Origin of the sequence: Mesorhizobium sp. M0751 (assembly GCF_040320265.1) — a bacterium.
In the GTDB taxonomy this organism is placed as follows: domain Bacteria; phylum Pseudomonadota; class Alphaproteobacteria; order Rhizobiales; family Rhizobiaceae; genus Mesorhizobium.
Genome location: NZ_JAMYPH010000004.1, coordinates 144,939 through 164,954 on the forward strand (window position 1 = coordinate 144,939; position 20,016 = coordinate 164,954).

The 20,016-nt window shown below is 63.6% G+C and carries 18 protein-coding genes and 1 riboswitch; of the genes, 13 read left to right on the forward strand and 5 right to left on the reverse strand.

Annotated features, from left to right (window positions below):
• The first annotated feature begins 2 nt into the window (after positions 1 to 2).
• Positions 3 to 968 carry a sugar-binding transcriptional regulator gene (locus NKI19_RS08400; protein ID WP_352564787.1) on the forward strand — a complete coding sequence of 322 codons (966 nt, stop codon included), beginning with the start codon at positions 3 to 5 and terminating at the stop codon, positions 966 to 968.
• Positions 969 to 1,052: 84 nt separating this feature from the next.
• Positions 1,053 to 3,107, forward strand: coding sequence for a bifunctional aldolase/short-chain dehydrogenase (locus NKI19_RS08405; RefSeq protein WP_352489481.1), 2,055 nt, complete (start codon positions 1,053 to 1,055; stop codon positions 3,105 to 3,107).
• Positions 3,108 to 3,175: 68 nt separating this feature from the next.
• Here NKI19_RS08405 and NKI19_RS08410 read toward each other — a convergent pair whose 3' ends face one another.
• From NKI19_RS08410 to NKI19_RS08420, 3 genes are all read right to left on the reverse strand, one after another.
• Positions 3,176 to 4,231, reverse strand: a complete 1,056-nt coding sequence (locus NKI19_RS08410) for a substrate-binding domain-containing protein (protein WP_352489480.1) — start codon at positions 4,229 to 4,231, stop codon at positions 3,176 to 3,178.
• A gap of 45 nt (positions 4,232 to 4,276) precedes the next feature.
• On the reverse strand, positions 4,277 to 5,272 hold the full coding sequence (locus NKI19_RS08415; protein ID WP_352466051.1) for an ABC transporter permease: 996 nt from the start codon (positions 5,270 to 5,272) through the stop codon (positions 4,277 to 4,279).
• An 80-nt stretch (positions 5,273 to 5,352) separates the two neighbouring features.
• Complete coding sequence (locus NKI19_RS08420; protein ID WP_352489479.1) at positions 5,353 to 6,864, reverse strand: sugar ABC transporter ATP-binding protein; 1,512 nt, start codon at positions 6,862 to 6,864, stop codon at positions 5,353 to 5,355.
• A 135-nt stretch (positions 6,865 to 6,999) separates the two neighbouring features.
• Between NKI19_RS08420 and mtnK the strand changes: the two genes are divergently transcribed.
• From mtnK to NKI19_RS08475, 11 genes are all read left to right on the forward strand, one after another.
• Positions 7,000 to 8,271, forward strand: a complete 1,272-nt coding sequence (mtnK, locus tag NKI19_RS08425; RefSeq protein WP_352489478.1) for an S-methyl-5-thioribose kinase — start codon at positions 7,000 to 7,002, stop codon at positions 8,269 to 8,271.
• Positions 8,268 to 9,362, forward strand: coding sequence for an S-methyl-5-thioribose-1-phosphate isomerase (gene mtnA, locus NKI19_RS08430; protein WP_352489477.1), 1,095 nt, complete (start codon positions 8,268 to 8,270; stop codon positions 9,360 to 9,362). The genes mtnK and mtnA overlap by 4 nt, the downstream gene beginning before the upstream one ends.
• Positions 9,363 to 9,543: 181 nt before the next feature.
• Positions 9,544 to 10,428, forward strand: coding sequence for a helix-turn-helix domain-containing protein (locus tag NKI19_RS08435; RefSeq protein WP_352489745.1), 885 nt, complete (start codon positions 9,544 to 9,546; stop codon positions 10,426 to 10,428).
• Between the two features lie 126 nt (positions 10,429 to 10,554).
• Positions 10,555 to 11,214: a 2Fe-2S iron-sulfur cluster-binding protein gene (locus NKI19_RS08440; RefSeq protein WP_352489476.1), complete on the forward strand. Its 660-nt coding sequence runs from the start codon at positions 10,555 to 10,557 to the stop codon at positions 11,212 to 11,214.
• A 3-nt stretch (positions 11,215 to 11,217) separates the two neighbouring features.
• Positions 11,218 to 12,204 (forward strand): FAD binding domain-containing protein, encoded by a 987-nt coding sequence (locus tag NKI19_RS08445; RefSeq protein ID WP_352489475.1) that lies wholly within the window; start codon positions 11,218 to 11,220, stop codon positions 12,202 to 12,204.
• Between the two features lie 71 nt (positions 12,205 to 12,275).
• Complete coding sequence (locus tag NKI19_RS08450) at positions 12,276 to 12,746, forward strand: nuclear transport factor 2 family protein (RefSeq protein ID WP_352489474.1); 471 nt, start codon at positions 12,276 to 12,278, stop codon at positions 12,744 to 12,746.
• A gap of 96 nt (positions 12,747 to 12,842) precedes the next feature.
• Entirely contained in the window at positions 12,843 to 15,152 is a 2,310-nt protein-coding gene (locus NKI19_RS08455) for a xanthine dehydrogenase family protein molybdopterin-binding subunit (RefSeq protein ID WP_352489473.1), read from the forward strand.
• Positions 15,153 to 15,279: 127 nt separating this feature from the next.
• Positions 15,280 to 15,426: riboswitch (FMN riboswitch) on the forward strand.
• A 77-nt stretch (positions 15,427 to 15,503) separates the two neighbouring features.
• Entirely contained in the window at positions 15,504 to 15,977 is a 474-nt protein-coding gene (locus tag NKI19_RS08460) for a 6,7-dimethyl-8-ribityllumazine synthase (protein WP_352489472.1), read from the forward strand.
• A gap of 69 nt (positions 15,978 to 16,046) precedes the next feature.
• Positions 16,047 to 17,054 carry a dihydroxyacetone kinase subunit DhaK gene (locus tag NKI19_RS08465; protein WP_352489471.1) on the forward strand — a complete coding sequence of 336 codons (1,008 nt, stop codon included), beginning with the start codon at positions 16,047 to 16,049 and terminating at the stop codon, positions 17,052 to 17,054.
• Positions 17,055 to 17,063: 9 nt separating this feature from the next.
• A complete protein-coding gene (gene dhaL, locus NKI19_RS08470; RefSeq protein WP_352489470.1) occupies positions 17,064 to 17,702 on the forward strand; it encodes a dihydroxyacetone kinase subunit DhaL in 639 nt (212 codons plus the stop codon).
• A gap of 464 nt (positions 17,703 to 18,166) precedes the next feature.
• Entirely contained in the window at positions 18,167 to 18,718 is a 552-nt protein-coding gene (locus NKI19_RS08475) for a hypothetical protein (protein WP_352489469.1), read from the forward strand.
• A 43-nt stretch (positions 18,719 to 18,761) separates the two neighbouring features.
• On the opposite strand, the gene derI is transcribed toward NKI19_RS08475, so the two are convergent.
• Together derI and NKI19_RS08485 are read right to left on the reverse strand one after the other, a co-directional pair.
• A complete protein-coding gene (gene derI / locus NKI19_RS08480; RefSeq protein WP_352489468.1) occupies positions 18,762 to 19,226 on the reverse strand; it encodes a D-erythrulose-4-phosphate isomerase in 465 nt (154 codons plus the stop codon).
• Positions 19,227 to 19,252: 26 nt separating this feature from the next.
• Positions 19,253 to 20,011: a triose-phosphate isomerase gene (locus NKI19_RS08485; protein ID WP_352489467.1), complete on the reverse strand. Its 759-nt coding sequence runs from the start codon at positions 20,009 to 20,011 to the stop codon at positions 19,253 to 19,255.
• Between the last annotated feature and the right edge of the window lie 5 nt (positions 20,012 to 20,016).

The following is a 20,016-nucleotide window of genomic DNA, read 5'->3' on the forward strand; positions in this document are numbered from 1 at the left end:
GCATGGCGATCCGACCGGCAGAACAGCTTATCCACAAGGCCGCCTGGCTTTACTACGCACACGGCCTGCGCCAGGACCAGGTGGCCAGCCAGCTCAAGATTTCCCGTGCCTCGGTGGCGATGTATCTGCGCAAGGCGCGCGAGACCGGCATCGTCAACATCTCGACCTCGACCCAGCTTTTCACCGACGACGTGCTGGCGCGCAAGCTGGAAGACGCGCTGAAGCTCGACGCGGTCTGGATCGCGCCGGAAAACGGCTATGTCGCCGACCCCTCGACCGACATTGCCGTGCTGGCCGCAAGCGTCTTTCTCGAACTGGTCAGGAAGGGCGACCGCATCGGCGTCGCCTGGGGGCGGACGATCTACACCATCGCCGACATCATGTCCTATGCCGATCTGCAGGACGTCACCGTGGTGCAGCTCTGCGGCAATCTGGGCGCCCCCTATTCGTACCGGCCGGACCAATGTACGATGGAAATCGCACGCCGGCTCAATGCCAAGGGGCTGAATTTTTACGCGCCGCTGGTGCTGACGACGGAAGAATTGGCACGCGGCCTGCGCGCCGAGCCGGTGATCCGCGAGCAGTTGTCGGGCATCGGCGAATGCGACCTGGCGCTGTATTCGGTCGGCTCGGTGGACACCGACAGCCACCTGGTCAAATGCGGCGCGCTGACGCCAAGCGAAATGGCTGTATTGCGCAAAGTGGGTGCGGCCGGCGTCATTGCCGGACAGATCATCGACGCCCAGGGCCAGGCGCTCGACTGCAGCTACAACCGCCGGCTGATTTCGGCAGAGCTGTCATCGCTGCGCCAGATCGAAAAGCGCCTTGTGGTAGTGCAGGAAGAGAGCAAATTCGAACCGCTCGTCGCGGCGATCGCCGGCGGGCTCTGCACCCATCTCGTCGTCGGCGCGCGCATGGCGCGACGGCTGCTCGACAATGCCGGAGCGGCAGCAGAGAAGGTCGCCTGATAGTTAATTCCAGCCGCCGGTGCATTGTCATCAAAGCGTCGCGGCATTCCTGTTCACAACAAAGAGAAATCGGACGAAGCTGACATGAAGAACCTGTGGAATGACGGCGAGGCGGAGAAGCTGGTCGCCGACTATGCAAAGAAGGGTGTGGCCCGCGACCTGGCGCTGCGCGTCTACACGACCAGGCTGCTGGGCGGCGAGCCGCGGCTCGTCCTGCATGGCGGCGGCAACACCTCGTGCAAGACCAAGGCCACCGATCTTGTCGGCGACGAATGGGACGTGCTCTGCGTCAAGGGCAGCGGCTGGGACATGGGCGTCATCGAACCGCAGGGCCTGCCGGCGGTCAAGCTCGGCGCGCTGTTGAAGGCGCGGTCGCTGAAGAAGCTCTCCGACGAGGACATGGTCGCGCTGCAGCGGGCGAACCTCATCGATCCGTCCTCGCCCAATCCGTCGGTCGAGACGCTGCTGCACGCCTTCCTGCCGCACAAATTCGTCGACCACACGCATTCGACCGCAATCCTCGCCATCGTCGACCAGGAGGACAGCGAGGCGCTGAGCCGGAAGGTGTTCGGCGAAAAGATGGGCTTTGTGCCTTACATCATGCCGGGCTTCGATCTGGCGAAGGCGGCCGCTGATGTTTTCGACGCCGATCCGACGGTCGAGGGCCTGATCCTCGACAAGCATGGCATTTTCACCTTCGGCGACGATGCCAGGCAGGCCTACGACCGAATGATCCATTACGTCAACGTCGCCGAGGATTTCATCGCCGGGAACGGCAAGCCGCGCACCGAAAAAGTGGCACTGCCGGCCAGGCTGGCGAAGCCCGCGGAGATTGCGCCGATGCTGCGCGGCGCGGTGGCGGTGGCACGCGGCGAAGGCCGCTTCGATCGGATGATCAGCGATTTCCGCACCTCGGATGCGATCGTCGATTTCATCAATTCAGCGAAAATTGCCGACTATGCCGGACGCGGCGTGTCGACACCCGACCTGTCGATCCGCATCAAGACCGGACCGATGGCACTGCCGGCGCCCGACGCTGACAAGGTCAGCGACTACAAATCCGTCATCCGACAGCATGTCGAGGCGTTCGCCAAGGACTATCGCGCCTATTTCGAAACCAATGATGCGCTCGACGACGTGAAGCGCACCATGCTCGACCCGATGCCGCGGCTGACGCTGGTGCCCGGCCTCGGCATGTTCGGCCACGGCCGCACGCTCAAGGACGCGAAGATCGCCTCTGACGTCGGCGAAATGTGGATCGAGGCGGTACGCGGCGCCGAAGCCGTCGGAGAATTCCGCCCGCTCTCCAAAGCCGACCTGTTCCCGCTCGAATACTGGTCGCTGGAACAGGCCAAGCTCGCCGCCAACAAGCCGAAGCCGCTGACCGGCCAGGTGGTGCTGGTCACCGGCGGCGCCGGCGCGATCGGTGCTGCCACGGCAAAGCTGTTCGCCGACAACGGTGCCCATGCCGTCGTCGTCGATCTCGATGCGGCAAAGGCTGCCGAGGCGGCAAAAAAGGCCGGCAACAATTCGATCGGCATTGGCGCGGACATCACCGATCCGGCGCAGATGCGCGCTACGTTCGACAAAGCGGTCGCCGTCTACGGCGGCCTGGACATTCTCGTCTCCAATGCCGGTGCTGCCTGGGAGGGCCGGATCGGCGAGCTCGACGACGCCACCTTGCGCAAGAGCTTCGAACTCAATTTCTTTGCCCATCAGTCGGCGGCGCAGAATGCCGTGCGCATCATGCTGGAACAGGGCACCGGCGGCGTGCTGTTGTTCAACACCTCCAAGCAGGCGGTCAATCCGGGGCCGAAGTTCGGCGCTTATGGCATTCCCAAGGCGGCAACGCTGTTTTTATCCAGGCAATATGCCCTCGATTACGGCGCGAATGGCATCCGCTCCAATGCCGTCAACGCCGACCGCATCCGGTCGGGGCTGCTGACCGATGCCATGATCGCCAGCCGCTCGGGCGCGCGCGGCGTGTCGGAGAAGGACTACATGTCCGGCAACCTGCTCGGGCAGGAAGTGACGGCCGAAGACGTCGCCCAGGCCTTCCTGCATCAGGCGCTGGCCGAGCGGACCACCGCCGACGTGACGACGGTGGACGGTGGCAACATCGCGGCGGCGTTGAGGTAGATCTAAACACCGGACCAACAAAAAGAGCGGCCCGCGAGCCGCTCTTTTCCTTTGCCAATAGTGAAAGACTACTTCGCGTTCGGGTTCGGCATCCAGGCCGGCATCGCGACATCGGCATGGGCGAATTGCGGCAGCTTGGCCGAGAGATCCTCCATGTTCTTGATGTCCTTGTCGAGCAGATCCTTCTGGGTGATCAGCGTCGGCGGCACGATGACGTTGTGGCCCGGGTCTTCACCGGCCAAAAGCTGCGCCAGGGCACGCACCGAGACCTGGCCGACGACGGCCGGGTTGGTGGCGGCGGTTGCCGCCCAGGCGCTGTCGGGCTCGCGCATCGCGGCGATGTCCGAGGTCGAGATGTCGGCCGAATAGATCTTGATGTCCTTGTTTAGCCCGGCCTCGTCGACGGCGATCTTCACGCCCTTGGCGAATTCGTCATAGGGCGCGAACATCACCTTGATGTCGGGGTGGGCCGACAACACCGAGCGGGCCTGGTTGGCGACCGAATTGGCGATCGGGTTGTCGAGCGTGCCGAACATGGCGGCTTCGTTGATGCCCGGATATTTCTTCTTGAACTCGACCCAGGTCTCGTTGCGGCGATCGAGCGGCGCGATGCCGGCGACATAGACATAGCCGGCCTTCCAGCTCTCGCCATTGTCCTTGACCGCCTGTTCGAGCGCCAGGCGCGCGAGATCGCGGTCGGATTGCTCGATCTGCGGGATCTTGGGGTTTTCGACATTGACGTCGAAGGCGACGACCTTGATGCCGGCATCAACGGCACGCTGGGCGGCGTCCTTCATCGATTCCGTCAAGCCGTGCTGGATGATGATGCCCTGGACGCCGAGCGCGATGGCTTGGTCGACCATGTCCGCCTGAAGCGCCGCGTCCTGGCGGCTGTCGAGCACGCGCAGGTCGACGCCGAGTGCCTTGGCCTGCGCTTCGACGCCGGACAAATACGCCTGGAAGAAGTCGCCGGTCGAGAGATAGCGGACCAGCGCTATCTTGACGCCGCCCGGCTTGTCGAACGGCGCCGGCCGATCCTGCGCCATCGCTGGCAACTGCATCAGCAATGTTGCACCGGCAAGCCCGAGCGCTGCCTTCCCCAAAAATCTTCTTGTGATGTTCACGTCGCTTCCTCCACTTGTTGAACCCAAAATGTAACCGGTCGAAACCTATCTCCTGCCCCTGCCGGACAGGGCGAAGGTGAAGACAAGGGCGACCACGAGAACCACGCCCTTGACGAAATCCTGCGTGTAGTAAGGCGCGTTCATCATCGTCAGGCCCTGCAGCAGCACGCCGACAAACACCGCGCCGACAGCCGTGCCGAAGGCGTTCGGCTTGGCGGCGCCGAGAACCGCGTAACCGATGAGTGCCGCAGCCACCGCGTCGAGCAACAGATTATTACCCGAGGCGATGTCGCCGCGTCCAAGCCGGGCCGCCAGCAAAATGCCGCCGATCGAGGCAAAAACCCCAGAAATAACGTAGGCCCAGATTTTGTATGCCTTGACAGGCGCGCCGGCGAGTTCGGCAGCGCGTTCGTTGCTGCCGACGGCGTACATCATGCGCCCGAAACGGGTGTATTCGAGAAAGAACCAGATCAGCACCGCCAGCACGAGCAGGACGACGACCGACACCGGAATGAGGTTCGGGATGAAGAAATCGAAGCGATGGCGGCCAAGCGCCAGAAAGGCGGCGCCGAAGCTGCCGTTGGCGACCGAGCCGTCGGGCATGGTCATGCCGGTGGCGATCGAACGGCCCTCGGTCGGTATGCGCTGCAGGCCGACAAGCAGGAACATCATGCCGAGCGTCGCCAAGAGGTCCGGCACCCGCATATAGACGATCAGCCAGCCATTGATCAGGCCAACGACGGCGCCGATCACAAGACAGACGACGACCGCCACGACTGCGTTCTGCTCCAGCACCACCATGACATAGGCAGCCGCCATCATGGCGCTCGTGGCGACAGAGCCGATCGACAGATCGAAGCCGCCGACGACCAGCGTGGCAGTGACGCCGAGCGCCAGAACGCCGGTGATGGCGACCGACTGGAAGATGAAGACAGCACTTTGCGGCGAGACGAAACCATCAGCGGCAACAGCGAAATAGGCGATCAGCCCGAACAACAGAACGATGAAGCCGTAGCGAATAGCATTGTCGCGCAGGATCATTCAGCGCTCCTGCCCGCTGGCAACGTCTTTACCCAACCCGAATTCATGCCCTCACCATTCCAATTCCCATCTTCCCGCCGTCAGGCTACGCTGTGCAACGGCCCGCCCGCCACTTCGGCCAGCAGACGCTCGAGATCGACATCGGTATTGCGGTGCTCGCCGACGATCGTCTGCTCCGACATCACCAGGATGCGATCGGCCGTCTCCAGGGCTTCGTCGAGTTCGGTGACGAACAGCAGTGTCGCGCGGCCATGGGCGCTGGCCCGCAGCTTGGCGGCGATGTCGCGCCTGGCCGAAATGTCGACGCCCTGAAACGGCTCGTCGAGGATGAAAAGCCTTGCCGCCTGCGACATCCAGCGGGCGACCATCACCTTCTGCTGATTGCCGCCGGAAAGGGCGGACATCTCGTCCTTTTCCGAGCGGCAGACGATGCCGAGCTCCTGAATCTGCTGGCGGGCAATGGCGCGTTCGATACGGCGTTTGAGGACACCGAGACGCGACATGCGCCTGTGGAACGGCAGGCTGATATTCTCCTGGATGTTGAAGTCGCCGACGATGCCGTTTTCGCCCCGGTCCTTGGCGACGAGAAACACACCGGCGGCAATCGCTTCGCCGGTCGACCCCGGCGCATAGGGTTTCCCGTTCAGCATCATGGTGCCGGCCAGCGGCTGGCGCAGGCCGAACAGCGTCTCGGCGAGCGCGGTCTTGCCGACGCCGACAAGGCCGGTGATGGCAACGACCTCGCCATCGCCGAGCGTCAGCGAAATCGGCCTGGCGCCTTCGGCAATCCGTAGCGCGTCGGCAGTGAAAATTGCTTTGGCCGAATTCCTGGCGACGATCCGCTCGAGCTGGATCTTACGGCCGAGCATGGCGTTGACCGCACCTTCGTAATCCAGCGGCTTCTTGTCGAAGATACCTGAGATAACCCCATCGCGCATCGAAATGATGCGATCGGCAAGCCGCCTGATGTCAGACATACGGTGCGAAATGTAGAGGATCGCCACGCCTTGCTGGCGGAGCCGGTCGAGCAATGCGAACAGCCGGTCGGCCTCGGCGCTGGACAGCGAGGAGGTCGGCTCGTCGAGGATCAGCACTTTCGGCCGGTGCGCCATGGCGCGGGCGATCGCCACCATCTGGCGGTCGGCCAGAGAGAGATCGCTGATCCGGGCCTTGAGGTCGATGGCCAGTCCCATGCGGTCGGCCACCGCCTTTGCCTCGCGACGCACCCGGCCTGGATTGAACAGGGTCGGTACGCCGCTGCCGCTCAACCTGTCGAGGGTAAGATTGGTGGCGACGTCGAGGTCGGCGACGACACCGTCATTGATGTTCTGGTGGACGGTAACGACGCCGGCGCGGATCGCCTCCGCCGGCGTTTTCGGGTCGAACTCATGACCGGCAAGCGACATCGAGCCGCCGCCATGGTCGTAGACGCCACTGATGATCTTGACGAGGGTGGATTTGCCGGCGCCGTTGGCGCCCATCAGCACGGTCGCTTCGCCGGCATGCAATTCGAGCGAGACGCCGCCAAGCACCTCGATATGGCCAAAGGATTTCCTCAGGCCGTCGACGCGGAACACGGCATCATTGCCCATTCGTTCCTCCCTGACCGTGACGCTATGGGCTATATCGGCAATTGTCAACACGATTGACAATTGCCAGCAGGCTTCCTAGCTTGGCCCGACCGCGTTGGCTCCGCTATCATCGGAGCACATGAGCGGGAGGTGAGGATGACTGGGAAATCGCCGTTCGAAGCAATGTCTGTCGAGACACTGGCGGGCCGTCTCGGTGCTAACGAGGCCCTGTGTTCGCAAATCGGCAAGGATACGGGCCAGTGGAAGGTTCGTGAAGTCGGCGACGGCAATCTGAACCTTGTGTTCATCGTCGAAGGTGCTGAGGGTGCGGCCGTCGTCAAGCAGGCCCTGCCCTACGTCCGGCTGGTCGGCGACAGCTGGCCGCTGCCGTTGAAGCGTTCCTTCTTCGAATACCATGCGCTGACGCGGCAACAGGCGCGGGCGCCGGGTTCGGTGCCCGATATCTATCACTTCGACGAAGGCCAGGCGCTGATCATTATGGAGTATCTGTCGCCGCACATTATCCTGCGGCGGGCGCTGATCGAGGGCCGGCAATTGCCCAACATCGCGACAGACATCGGCTTGTTCATGGCCCGCACGTTGTTTCGCGGCTCCGACCTGCATATGGCGACCAGGGATCGCAAGGCCGATCTGGCGCTGTTCGCCGACAATGTCGAACTCTGCGACATCACCGAGAACCTGGTTTTCTCGGATCCGTATTTCGATGCCAAGATGAACCGGCACACCAGCCCACAGCTCGACGGCATTGTCGCCGAGCTGCGTGCCGACCGCGACCTCAAGGTCGAGGCGCAGCGCATGAAACACATCTTCGCCGCCAATGCCGAGACGCTGCTGCATGGCGACCTGCATTCCGGCTCGATCATGGTCACCGACACCGAAACGCGGATGATCGACCCCGAATTCGCCTTCTACGGGCCGATCGCCTTCGACGTCGGCATGCTGCTCGCCAATTTCTGGATGGCGTTCTTCTCGCAGCGCGGCCATGAACGGGGCGGAAGCCGCGGTGCCATGCGCGACTATCTACTCGGCGTTACGGTCGAGACATGGTCGGTATTCCGCGCCGAGTTCTCGCATCTGTGGCGGACGGAGCGTACCGGCATGCTCTACCAGAAGAGCCTGTTCGAAGATCAGGGCGACAGGCTTGGCGCCGAGCAGGCGCTCGACCACATGCTGCAGTCGATCTGGACCGATCTGCTCGGCTTTGCCGGCGTCGAGGTTCACCGGCGCATTCTCGGCCTTGCCCATAATGCTGATTTCGAGACCATTGCCGATCCAGATCTGCGCGCCAGATGTGAAGCAAAGGCGCTGAAATTCGGCCGTCACCTCGCCGTCAACCGGCGCCAGATCCACAGCATCGACGAGGTCAACCGGTTGGCCGCGCTGATCGAACGGGAGAGCAGGATTTGAACGTCGGCGACCGCCACTACCGCACCATCTGGCCGAGTGACGACGGGCGTTCGGTGGAGATCATCGACCAGCGCTGGCTGCCGCATGATTTCCGCATCGAAAAGATCGATACCGTCGCCGGCATCGCCACGGCAATCCGCGACATGTGGGTTCGCGGGGCGCCGCTGATCGGCGTCACCGCTGCCTATGGCGTCGCCATGCAGATGGCCGATGATCCGTCGGATGCGGCACTCGACGCCGTCTGGGCAACCTTGCACGAAACGCGCCCGACGGCGATCAATTTGCGCTGGGCGCTGAACGAAATGCAGCGCTTCCTGCTGACGCTTCCCTTGGCAGAACGTGCCGCGGCTGCATATCGGCGTGCCGGCGAGATCGCCGACGAGGATGTCGGCCTCAACCGCGCCATCGGCGCCCATGGGCTCGAAATCATCAAGACGATCGCGGTGCGCAAGCAGCCGGGCGAACCGGTCAATATCCTGACCCACTGCAACGCCGGCTGGCTGGCCACGGTCGACTACGGCACCGCAACCGCGCCGATCTATCTGGCGACGGAAGCCGGCATTCCAGTCCATGTCTATGTCGACGAAACGCGACCCCGCAACCAGGGTGCCCAATTGACCGCCTGGGAGATGGCCGGCCACGGCGTGCCGCATACGCTGATCGTCGACAATGCCGGCGGCCATCTGATGCAGCGCGGCCAGATCGACATGGTCGTCGTCGGCACCGACAGGACCACCGCCGACGGCGATGTCTGCAACAAGATCGGTACCTATCTCAAGGCACTGGCGGCCCACGACAACGACGTGCCGTTCTATGTCGCGCTGCCGTCGCCGACGATCGACTGGACGGTGGGCGACGGGCTGGCCGAAATCCCGATCGAACAGCGCTCACCCGACGAGGTCTCGCTGGTCTGGGGCAAGACCGCTTCCGGCGAGATCGCCCAGGTCCGCGTGTCGCCGGAAGCGACGCCGGCGGCCAATCCGGCCTTCGACGTGACGCCGGCGCGGCTGGTCACCGGCTTGATCACCGAACGCGGTGTCGCCACGGCCTCGCGCGAAGGCCTGAAGGCGATGTTTCCCGAGCGCGGATGATCCGCTTTGCCGGGAGGGCGCTCTGGATTTGCCTGATCTCACGATTTCTTGAACACGGCACGGTTAAAAACGCCCGCTGCCTGTCCCACATGGACGGCCGTATGCGTAGCGGCGGGGCGGCGCCCAACGCTCGAAGCCGGGGCTGACCACGGGCCGGCGAGTGAACCAGCGGGATGCCGCGATGTCATTCAGACCGTTGCTTGGTGACGGACGGATTCGGAGCCAGGAGGAGAAGTCGGAGCCCCTGCAAACCGCGTCATGGGTCAGCTCCTCGATCGTTTTCGACAATCGGCGGTGGGCGTGCCGGGAGGCGGAGCTCCGCTGGACAGCCCCTCATCATCTGATCGTGCTGACCGAAGAAGGCGGCACGTCCCACACATCCATCCGGCACGGGGCACGATCCCTTTACGACGGAAGGGACCGTCCCGGAGCCCTCACCTTCGTCCCGGCAGGCGCGGAGCGACACGGCTTCTATCGAGATGTAAACCTCTCCTATTCAGCCCTGTGGATCGATCCCGATATCGGGCTTCCCGGATGCGAACGCCTGAGGAACCTGCCTATACTGGTAAACAAGAAAGACGCGGTCGTCGCCGCGCTGCTGAGTTCGCTTCGTGACGAGATGGCACTCGGCCACAAGCCGGACACTGCCTATGTCGAGCATCTGGTCGCCCTCGTCAGTCTCCGCGTGGCCAACCTGAGCCGGGAGCAACAGCGGTTTGTACGTCACGGCTGTCTCAGCCGCCGGGCACTTGGTCGCGTTCGGGACTACATCGATACGCATATGAATTCCGACATTTCGCTAAGCGAGCTGGCAGCCGTCGCGGGCATGGCCGTCGACAGTTTTGCGCGTCGCTTCAAGGCGACGACCGGCCTTCCACCCTATGCCTATGTGATCGAGGAAAGGGTGCGGCAAGCGGAGGCGCTGCTGCGCGAGACGGGTTTGTCGATCGGTATCATTGCCTTTCGGCTCGGCTTCTCAAGCCAGAGCCACTTCACCACGACCTTCCGACGTCTGAGGGGCATGACGCCTCGTGCCTATCGGGTGAATTCTTCTCCAGAATCCTGATAGTGCCGCCGGTTTCTTGAAAGAAAGCCGCCGCCCGCACTCCCACCTCCAGTGTCGTTGGGTGACAGAACCCGAGGGTTCGCTCGGGGTTGCCGTCTGCGCTTCATTGCGACTGGGAGATCATGCATGGCCAAAACGGACAACACGAGCGGGCCGACGCGTCGGATGGTATTGGAAGGCGGTGTTGCGACCGGGGTGCTCCTGGCTACCGGAATGCCAGTTGACGCCGAGCCGGCCGAGACCGTCACGGCGGCGACATCGGCCACGCCGGTACCGACGATGCCGATATCGTTGCGGATCAACGCGAAGGATCTTGCCATCGAGCTCGACCCACGGACGACGCTGCTCGACGCGCTGCGCAACCATCTCGGCCTCACCGGCTCAAAGAAGGGCTGCGACCACGGCCAGTGCGGCGCATGCACGGTGCTCGTCGATGGGCGCCGGATCAATTCCTGCCTGACGCTTGCCGCAATGCATGAGGGCGACGAGATCACCACGATCGAGGGCCTTGCCGAGGGCGACCGGCTGCATCCGGTCCAGGCCGCCTTCATCGCCCGCGACGGTTCCCAGTGCGGCTACTGCACGCCAGGCCAGATCTGCTCGGCGGTTGGCATGCTGGGCGAGGCGCGGGCCGGCTGGCCAAGCCATGCGAGTGCCGACGTGTCGGCCGCTTCCGTCGCGCTCACCGATGTCGAGATCCGCGAGCGGATGAGCGGCAACATCTGCCGTTGCGCCGCCTATCCGAACATTGTCGCTGCAATCCGCGACGCGGCAGAGGAGGCATGAGCAATGCAGTCCTTCACTTATGAACGTGCGACGAGTGCCCAGCAGGCGGCCGCCGCGGTCGCGGCCCGGCCGGACGCCAAGTTCATCAGCGGCGGCACCAACCTGCTCGACCTGATGAAGCTCGATATCGAGCGCCCGGCGCATCTCGTCGACATCAGCCGGCTGCCATTTGATCGGATCGAGGAGACGGCGGAAGGCGGGCTTCGGGTCGGCGCCCAGGTCCGCAACAGCGATCTTGCCGCCGACCCGCGGGTGAGGTCGCGCTACCCGATGCTCACACAAGCGCTGCTGGCGGGAGCGTCCGGCCAGATACGCAACAAGGCCTCGACCAGCGGCAATCTCCTGCAGCGCACGCGCTGCCCCTACTTCTACGATCGCAACATGCCCTGCAACAAGCGCCAGCCGGGTTCGGGCTGCGCGGCGCTTCAAGGCTTCAACCGCATGCACGCCGTACTCGGCGCGAGCGAAGCCTGCATCGCGGTCCATCCTTCCGACATGGCGGTCGCCATGTCCGGGCTCGACGCCAGGATCGAGACCGTCTCGCCCGGCGGCGAGACCCGCACGATCCCGATCGACGATTTCCATCGATTGCCCGAGACGATGCCCCATGTGGAGACCGTGCTCGGCCACGGCGAAATGGTCGTCGCGGTTGCCCTGCCGCCGCCACCGCCCGGCCGGCAGCTTTACCGGAAGGTGCGCGACCGTGCTTCCTACGCCTTCGCGCTGGTGTCGGTGGCAGCAATCGTCGAGAAAAGCGGCGATCGTATCCGAAGCGCTCGGATCGCCATGGGCGGCGTGGCCGCGAAGCCCTGGCGCGCGACCGAGGCGGAGCGCACGCTCGCAGGAGCGTCGGCGTCCGACGCTGCCTTTACCAACGCGGCCGAAGTCGCACTCGCCGGAGCCGTCGGGCATGGCGGCAATGATTTCAAGATCCCGCTGGCGAAACGGACGATGCGCCACACGCTCGCTGCTGCCGTCGAGAGTGCGTGAGGTGACACGATGACAGAGACGACGACCCCGAACAGCGGTTCCCGGATGCAGGCGCCGAGCAGGAGATCGATATGAACCTCACGCGACGCGCCGTTGCCGCCGCGGGTGGCGGCCTTTTTGTTTCTGCTGCCGCAGCCTGGGGCGCCACATCCGACCCGGGAGCTCGGCACGTGCTCGAGGCGGCCGTTGACGCCTTCTTCGCCGGCTGGGCCTCTGGCGACTGGACGGCATTCCTCGATTGTTGCGATGAGACGATGACCTTCCAATTCCCTGTCGGCGAGCAACGAGGCCGACACGGACCGCCAGAAGGCAAGCGGGCACTCGCAGCCTGGACCGCCGCGCATCAAGCGCAGGGAAACAGGATTACGAAATCGACCGTCGATCTCAAGCTCTTCGCGGCCGACTGGGTCATCGTCTGCGATCGCGGGAGCGGGACAATCAGTGGCGCGCCCTACACTGGCCTGCATGCGATCTTCATGCGGGCCGGCCCGACAGGGAGGCTGGTCGAGTTTCGCGAGTATTTCGGCGAGATCGCCGCGTGAGCTCGGCCGCCGCGCGACGAACATGAAGGTGCAAGGAAGAGGCGTCGTCGCGGCCTCGATGCTTCCGAACTCCAAATGAAAATCTTTAGGTGACTTATGAGCGAGACCATACCCGGACTACCCGGCTCCGCCACCCATTCAAGGGTGAAACCTCGTCCCGATGCCGGCGTCATCGGGCGGCCGATCGACCGCATCGACGGTCCGCTCAAAGTGACGGGCGGCGCCACATACGCTTACGAGAATGAGCTGGATGGCACAGCCTATGGCTACATTCGCGGCGCCGCCATCGCCAAGGGCCGCATCGCCGAGATCGACACGACCGAAGCCGAACGGGCGCCGGCGGTGTTGCTCGTCATGACGCACCGCAATGCGCCGGCCCAGCCGGATTTCGGCCCATCGGTCACGCCGACGGTGCCGGAGGTCTTCACCCGCGCCCGGCCCGCGCTCAACAGCGATCGGGTGCGGTATTACGACGAGCCCGTCGCGCTGGTCGTTGCGGAGACGTTCGAGGCGGCACGCGCTGCTGCCGGCCTCATCAGAATACGCTACGACAAGGAGCCGGGCCTCTACGATCTAACGGGCCATCAGGCCGATGCCTATGCACCAAAGCGGACAAATGCCGGCTTCGAGACCGACAGCGCGGTAGGCGACTTCGAGAGCGCCTTTGCGGCCGCCCCGGTCAAGATCGATGCCACTTACCGGACCCCCTTCGAACATCACAATCCGATGGAGCCGCATGCGACGCTCGCCGCCTGGTCGGGCAACGAGCTGACGATCCGTACATCGGCGCAGACCCTTGCGAACTTCCGGGCCGGGGTCGCCAGCACGCTTCGCATCCCGCCCGAGCGGGTGCGCATCGTGAGCCCCTTCATCGGCGGAGGCTTCGGGTCCAAGCTGATTGTCCATGCCGATACGATCCTGGCCGCGCTTGCAGCGCAGGTGCTGCAGCGCCCCGTGAAGATCGCGCTGACGCGACAACAGATGTTCGCCAATGCCGGTCATCGCGCAGAGATGGTCCAACAGGTACGTCTCGGCGCGGACGCCGACGGGCGGCTCACCGGGATCGCGCACGATGTCTGGTCCGCAACCTCCAGCTTCGAGGAGTACTGCGAACAAACGGCGGTTTTTGCGCGCTCGCTCTATGCGGCGCCGAACCGTCTCACCCGCCATCGCCTGGTTCCGCTGGACATCAACCGCGGCGAATGGATGCGCTCGCCCGGCGAAGCGCCCGGCATGCTGGCCTTCGAATGCGCAATGGATGAACTCGCCGAGCGGGTCGGCCTGGACCCGATCGAACTCAGGATCCGCAACGAACCGGCACAGGATCCCGAGCGCGGCGTGCCGTTCTCCACCCGCAATCTCGTCGCCTGCATGGAGGAAGGCTCCCGCCGTTTCGGCTGGGAGCGGAGAAACCCGATACCGGGCCGAACCCGGGAGGGCCGCAAGCTCATCGGCCACGGCATGGCGGCGGCGATCCGTCCGAACTACATCGGCGCGGCGACGGCGCGGGTTGCGATCGACCGGGACGCTCGGGTTACGGCGCGGCTCGACATGACCGATATTGGCACCGGCACCTATACGATCCTGACCCAGATTGCCGCCGAGAGCCTCGGCCTGCCGATCTCGTCCGTCAAGGTGGAGCTCGGCGACAGCCGCTTCCCGCGTACCGCCGGCTCCGGCGGGTCCTGGGGCGCAGCAAGCGCGGGTTCGGCCTTGTATAATGCGTGCAACGCCCTCAAGGAACGGATCCTGGAGGCGGCGCAGTCGAGCAAAACCTCGCCGTTGCGCGGCGCGAACGCCACCGAGGCAAGCTTTGCCGATAGCGAGGTCAGGGTCGGCCAGCGATCAGCGAGCCTGGCCGATCTCATCCGAGGGATCGCTCCCGACGGGTTCGAGGCCGAAGGCTCCGTAGCCGCGGGCGCCACCACCCAGTCATACAAGACTTACTCGCAGCATTCCTATGGCGCGCATTTCGCCGAGATCGCTGTCGATTGCGATACTGGTGAAATCCGCATGCGCCGGATGCTGACTGTGATCGGCGCGGGCCGTATCCTCAACGCCAAGACCGCGCGCTCGCAAATCATCGGCGGCATGATCTGGGGGATCGGTGCAGCGCTGATGGAGCAGACGGTGCTCGACCCGCGTTACGGCCACTTCGTCAATCACGATCTTGCCGAGTATCATGTGCCGGTCAATGGCGACGTCCCCGCGATGGAGGTCGTCTTCCTCGAGGAAGACGACGACAAGGCCAACCCACTTGGCGCAAAGGGTCTCGGCGAGCTCGGCGTGTGCGGTGCGGGGGCTGCTGTCGCCAACGCCATCTACAACGCGACCGGCGCGCGAGTGCGTGAATTTCCCATCACCTTGGACAAGGTGCTGCCTGCCTTGCCCGTGATCGCTATTTGATGCTGCAATTTATCAGCGCCTCCCTCGCACTCAAGGGTACTAAGTCGGAACGGATGGCAATTTCTGCGCCATCCGCGACGACGCCGGTGGTTGACAGCGCTTTCCGGCCCTTCCATACAAACGCCGTCAATGTTCTCAGGGCGGGGTGAAAGTCCCCACCGGCGGTAAGGGTCTCGGCCCAAGCCCGCGAGCGCTTTCCGGTTAGCCGGAGGGGTCAGCAGATCCGGTGCGATTCCGGAGCCGACGGTCACAGTCCGGATGGAAGAGGACGAAATGGAAGACGATCCGCTTTCGCGGTTCGGACTCCGTATCGTGCGTCCTGATTCTGGTTCGAAACGGAAGGATGGACCCATGAATCAGCATTCCCACAACGACTATGAAACGACCCGCGTTGCCGTCATTCGGGCGCGCTGGCACGCCGATATCCTCGACCAATGCGTTGAAGCGTTCGGGGCGGACCTGGCGGTTCTCGGAGAGAAACGCTTTGCCGTCGATGTCTTCGATGTGCCGGGCGCCTATGAGATTCCCCTGCATGCAAAAACGCTTGCCGAGACCGGCCGCTATGCAGCGATCCTCGGCGTGGCATTTGTCGTCAATGGCGGCATCTACCGGCACGAGTTTGTGGCAAGCGCGGTCCTCGACGGCATGATGAACGTGCAACTGTCGACTGGTGTGCCGGTGCTTTCGGCGGTGCTGACGCCGCACAACTACCATGACAGCGCGGACCATCACCGCTTCTTCTTCGAGCATTTCAGGGTCAAGGGCAAAGAGGCCGCCAGTGCCTGCGTGCAACTGCTGGCGGCACGCGAACGCATCGCGGCGTGAAATCTCCGTCTCCGGGTGGAAATCCCGGTAAGGCGCTGTAGTATCTCACGAAAACCAGGGAGGATGCCGGTGCAGACCAAGAAGATCATCAATGACGGCAACCGCTCCGTCGACGAGATGCTGGAGGGCATTCTGGCCGCGCATCCGCGCCATCTCAGGCGTGCGGACGGAAGCCCCCGCTCCATCATTGCCCGCGACGGCCCACGCCCCAGCAAGGTCGGCCTTGTCATCGGCGGCGGCTCGGGTCATGAGCCGACCTTCCTCGGCTTCGTCGGCAAGGGGCTGGCCGACGCGGCGGCGATTGGCAACGTCTTCGCCTCGCCCCCGCCGGACCCGATCCTTGAATGCGCCAAGGCGGCCAGCGGCGGCGCGGGCGTGCTGTTCATGTATGGCAACTATGCCGGCGACGTGATGAACTTTGACATGGCAGCCGAAATGGCGGCAATGGACGACATCGAGGTGCGTACCGTGCTGACCACCGACGATGTCGCCTCGGCACCACGCGACCAGAGGCAGAAGCGACGCGGCGTCGCCGGCAATTTCTTCATCTTCAAGGCCGCCGGTGCCGCCTGCGACCAGATGCTGTCATTCGATGAATGCGAGCGCATCGCCAGGAAGGCCAACGACCACACCTTCACCATGGGCGTGGCGCTGTCGCCCTGTTCGCTGCCGCAGACCCGCCGGCCGAATTTCGAGATCGGACCGGACGAGATGGAGATCGGCATGGGCATTCATGGCGAACCAGGCATCGCGCGCGGAAAATTGAAAACCGCCGACGAGATCACCGACGAGATGCTGGACAAGATCCTCGACGAGATGGCGCCGGCGCGCGGCGACAAGGTCGCGGTGCTGGTCAATTCGCTCGGCTCGACGCCGCTGATGGAACTCTACATCATGAACCGGCGGGTCAAGCAGAGGCTCGACGACATCGGCGTTTCCGTCCACGCGACCTGGGTCGGCAATTACTGCACCTCGCTCGAAATGGCCGGCGCCTCGGTGACGCTGATGCATCTCGACGGCGAGTTGCAGGCGATGCTCGACCATCCTTGCGACTGCGCCATGTTCCGTGCCGGCTGAGAGGGCGTCATGACCTCGATCGACTCAGCCGGCTTGAAAAGAATGTTCGATGCGATCGCGGCGGCGATCGACGCCGACAAGGACCGGCTCTGCCGGCTCGACGGCGTCATCGGCGACGCCGACCATGGCATCGCCATGGCACTAGGCTTCACTGCTGCGCGCGATGCACTGGCGCAACTCGACCTCGCGGCGACCGAGCCGACGGCGCTGCTCAACATCGCGGCGAAATCCTTCCTCAACGCCGTCGGCGCCTCGTCAGGCCCGCTCTATGCGACGGCCTTCATGCGCGGTGCCGTCGCCGTCAAAGGCAAGGCAATTCTAGAGGACGCAGACGTCGTCGCCATGTTCCGGGCGATGGCGCAAGGCATCCAGGATCGCGGCAAGGCCGAGCTCGGCGAAAAGACCATGGTCGACGCCTGGTTGCCGGCAGCGCAGGCAGCTTGTGCCGCGCGGGAAGCCGGCAAGAGCCTGTCCGAGAGCCTGGAGGCCGCACTTGCGGCGGCCGAACGAGGTGCCGAGGCGACCAAGGACATGATCGCCGCCAAGGGTCGTTCGTCGCGGCTCGGCGAGCGCTCGTTGGGGCACATGGACCCCGGCGCCGCATCGGCCGTGACGATCATCGGGGCGATGCGGGACAGTCTTGCGTAGAGCGGGATTTGTTTAAATTGAACTTGCTATGCGCCGAGAAGCAGATGGCGCTCGGGCGTATTGCTCAACCACCTAAGCAGTTTCCATTTGGTCGAGCCTAATGCAATCGAAGATCCTGCCGTCCGATGCGTAGCTGCGCGTACGAGAGTCGGATTTGCTTTTGAAAGCAGCGTTCCTCCAGATATTGGTACAACGACAAATGACGTCGGCGATATCTCAGCTTTCCACCCGTTGCAGACATCAGTGCGACGACGCTATTTACTGTTGTCATGCAGCCTAACGATTCGCTTCAGAACGCAATAGAGATTTGTTACGATCTGTTTGCACGATACCCACGCCCTCTGGCTCTTCATGCCTCTCCCCTTCGCAATCCTGCCCAAATCTTAAGGACACTGACATCAGCGCCGTTACGAGAACTGACTGGCAAACAAATCGGGCCTTACGCGGGTTATGCCATCACGACAGTGGGTGACGTCGAGGACTATAAACACTTCCTGCCGCGAATTCTTGAGCAAGCGATTAGGCAGCCGGAATGGATGGGCACGGATCCGCCGATCATTGCTGTTCGGCTTAAGATGGCCAATTGGCTTGATTGGCCATCTTCGGAGCGAGCAGCGATCCGGACTCTGTTTGTCGAGGCATGGACGCAGTCAGTCCAGGAGCATCCGGATGATGTTGACGCCGAAGTGTGGACATGCGGCGCAGCGATTCTCAATCTTGATGTACCGACCATGCTGGAAAAATGGCTAGCGGAGCCTTCGCTCAACGCAGCCATGCAACTGGCAGAATTCCTCGCGGCGCATGCAGCATCGATGTTTGAAGACGATATCAACGAACGGGCATACTGGAGCTATGTAGACGAAACGACACTTCACCTCGTTAGGCGGTGGCTTCTGAGTGACCCCGTGCTTCGGCTGCTGCTGACCGCACGTAGCAAGATTGCCGCGACTGATCAGTGGCTGATAGGTGAGGCGCTGAAGAGACTTGTGTCGTTGGGACGATCAAGTGTGCAGTAACCGGCCGACAGGGTTAGAAGGACCGCTCTTCACCTATCACTAACTAATCGACTGAGTTTTTGACCCTAACCCGCTTCGCCGCGTCGAGCCTGTCGATGGCCTGGACATTGCCGGCCGATGGTCCCTTCTCATCGAATTCCGATGCGAGCCAGGCGTCGACGATCGACTTGGCCAGTTCCGGGCCGATGACGCGCGCGCCCATGGTGATGATCTGGGCGTTGTTGGATTTTGCAGCGCGCTCGGCCGAATAGGTGTCGTGGGTGAGTGCGGCGCGAATGCCGGCGACCTTGTTGGCGGATATGGATACGCCGATGCCGGTGCCGCAAAACAGGATGCCGCGGTCGTTTTCGCCGTCCAGGATCGTCTGGGCGAGCTTCTGCGACAGGTCGGCATAGTAGCCCGCCTGGCTGAGGTCGCTGACCGTGAGGCCGGGCTTGGTGGCGAGGTGAGCGGCAATGACGTCGAGCAGCGGCTTGCCGGCGCTGTCGGCTCCAATGGCTATTTTCATGTTCGGTTTCCTTCCTGTTCGATGCTTCAGATCGCCGCCGAGGCGCGCTTGAGGATGTCGATATAGCCGTCCGCTTGCCAGGCCGAGCGGCCGATGAACAAGCCGTCGATATTGGGCTGGCCGACCAGTTCGGCGGCATTTTGCGGATTGACGCTGCCGCCATAAAGCACCGGCGGCACCACCGGCAGCAGGTCGCGGGCGATTTTCTTGATCAGCGCCTGCTGCCTGTCGGCATAGTCCGAACTGGCCGGCACGCCCTTGTCGCCGATCGCCCAGACCGGCTCATAGGCAAACAGGATCGTCGCCGCCTTCGCCGCGCCTTCGAGAAACTGCAGCGCGCCGTGCACCTGCAGGGCCAGCACCGCAGCGGCCTGCCCGCTGTCGCGCTGTGCCAGGGTCTCGCCGACACAGATCAGCGGCACCAAGCCGTGCTTCACCGCGGCCGCAGTCTTCAGCCCGACAGCCTTGTCGGTCTCGCCGAAATGCTCGCGCCGTTCGCTGTGGCCCAACTCTACCATATCAAGTTCGCAGTCTTTCAGCATTATCGGCGAGATCTCGCCGGTCCAGGCGCCGGCGTCGGCCCAATGCATGTTCTGCGCGCCGACCTTGATGCGCGTCGGGGACAGCGCTTTCTTGACCTCGCGGATCGCCGTGAAGGGCGGGATGACGAAAGGCTGGATGCGCTCGTCGAAACCGGGGACGAACTCCGCCAGCGCCTCGGCGAAAGCCATCGCCTCGGCGAGCGTCTTGTTCATTTTCCAGCTGGTGCCGACCCAATAAACCATACGTG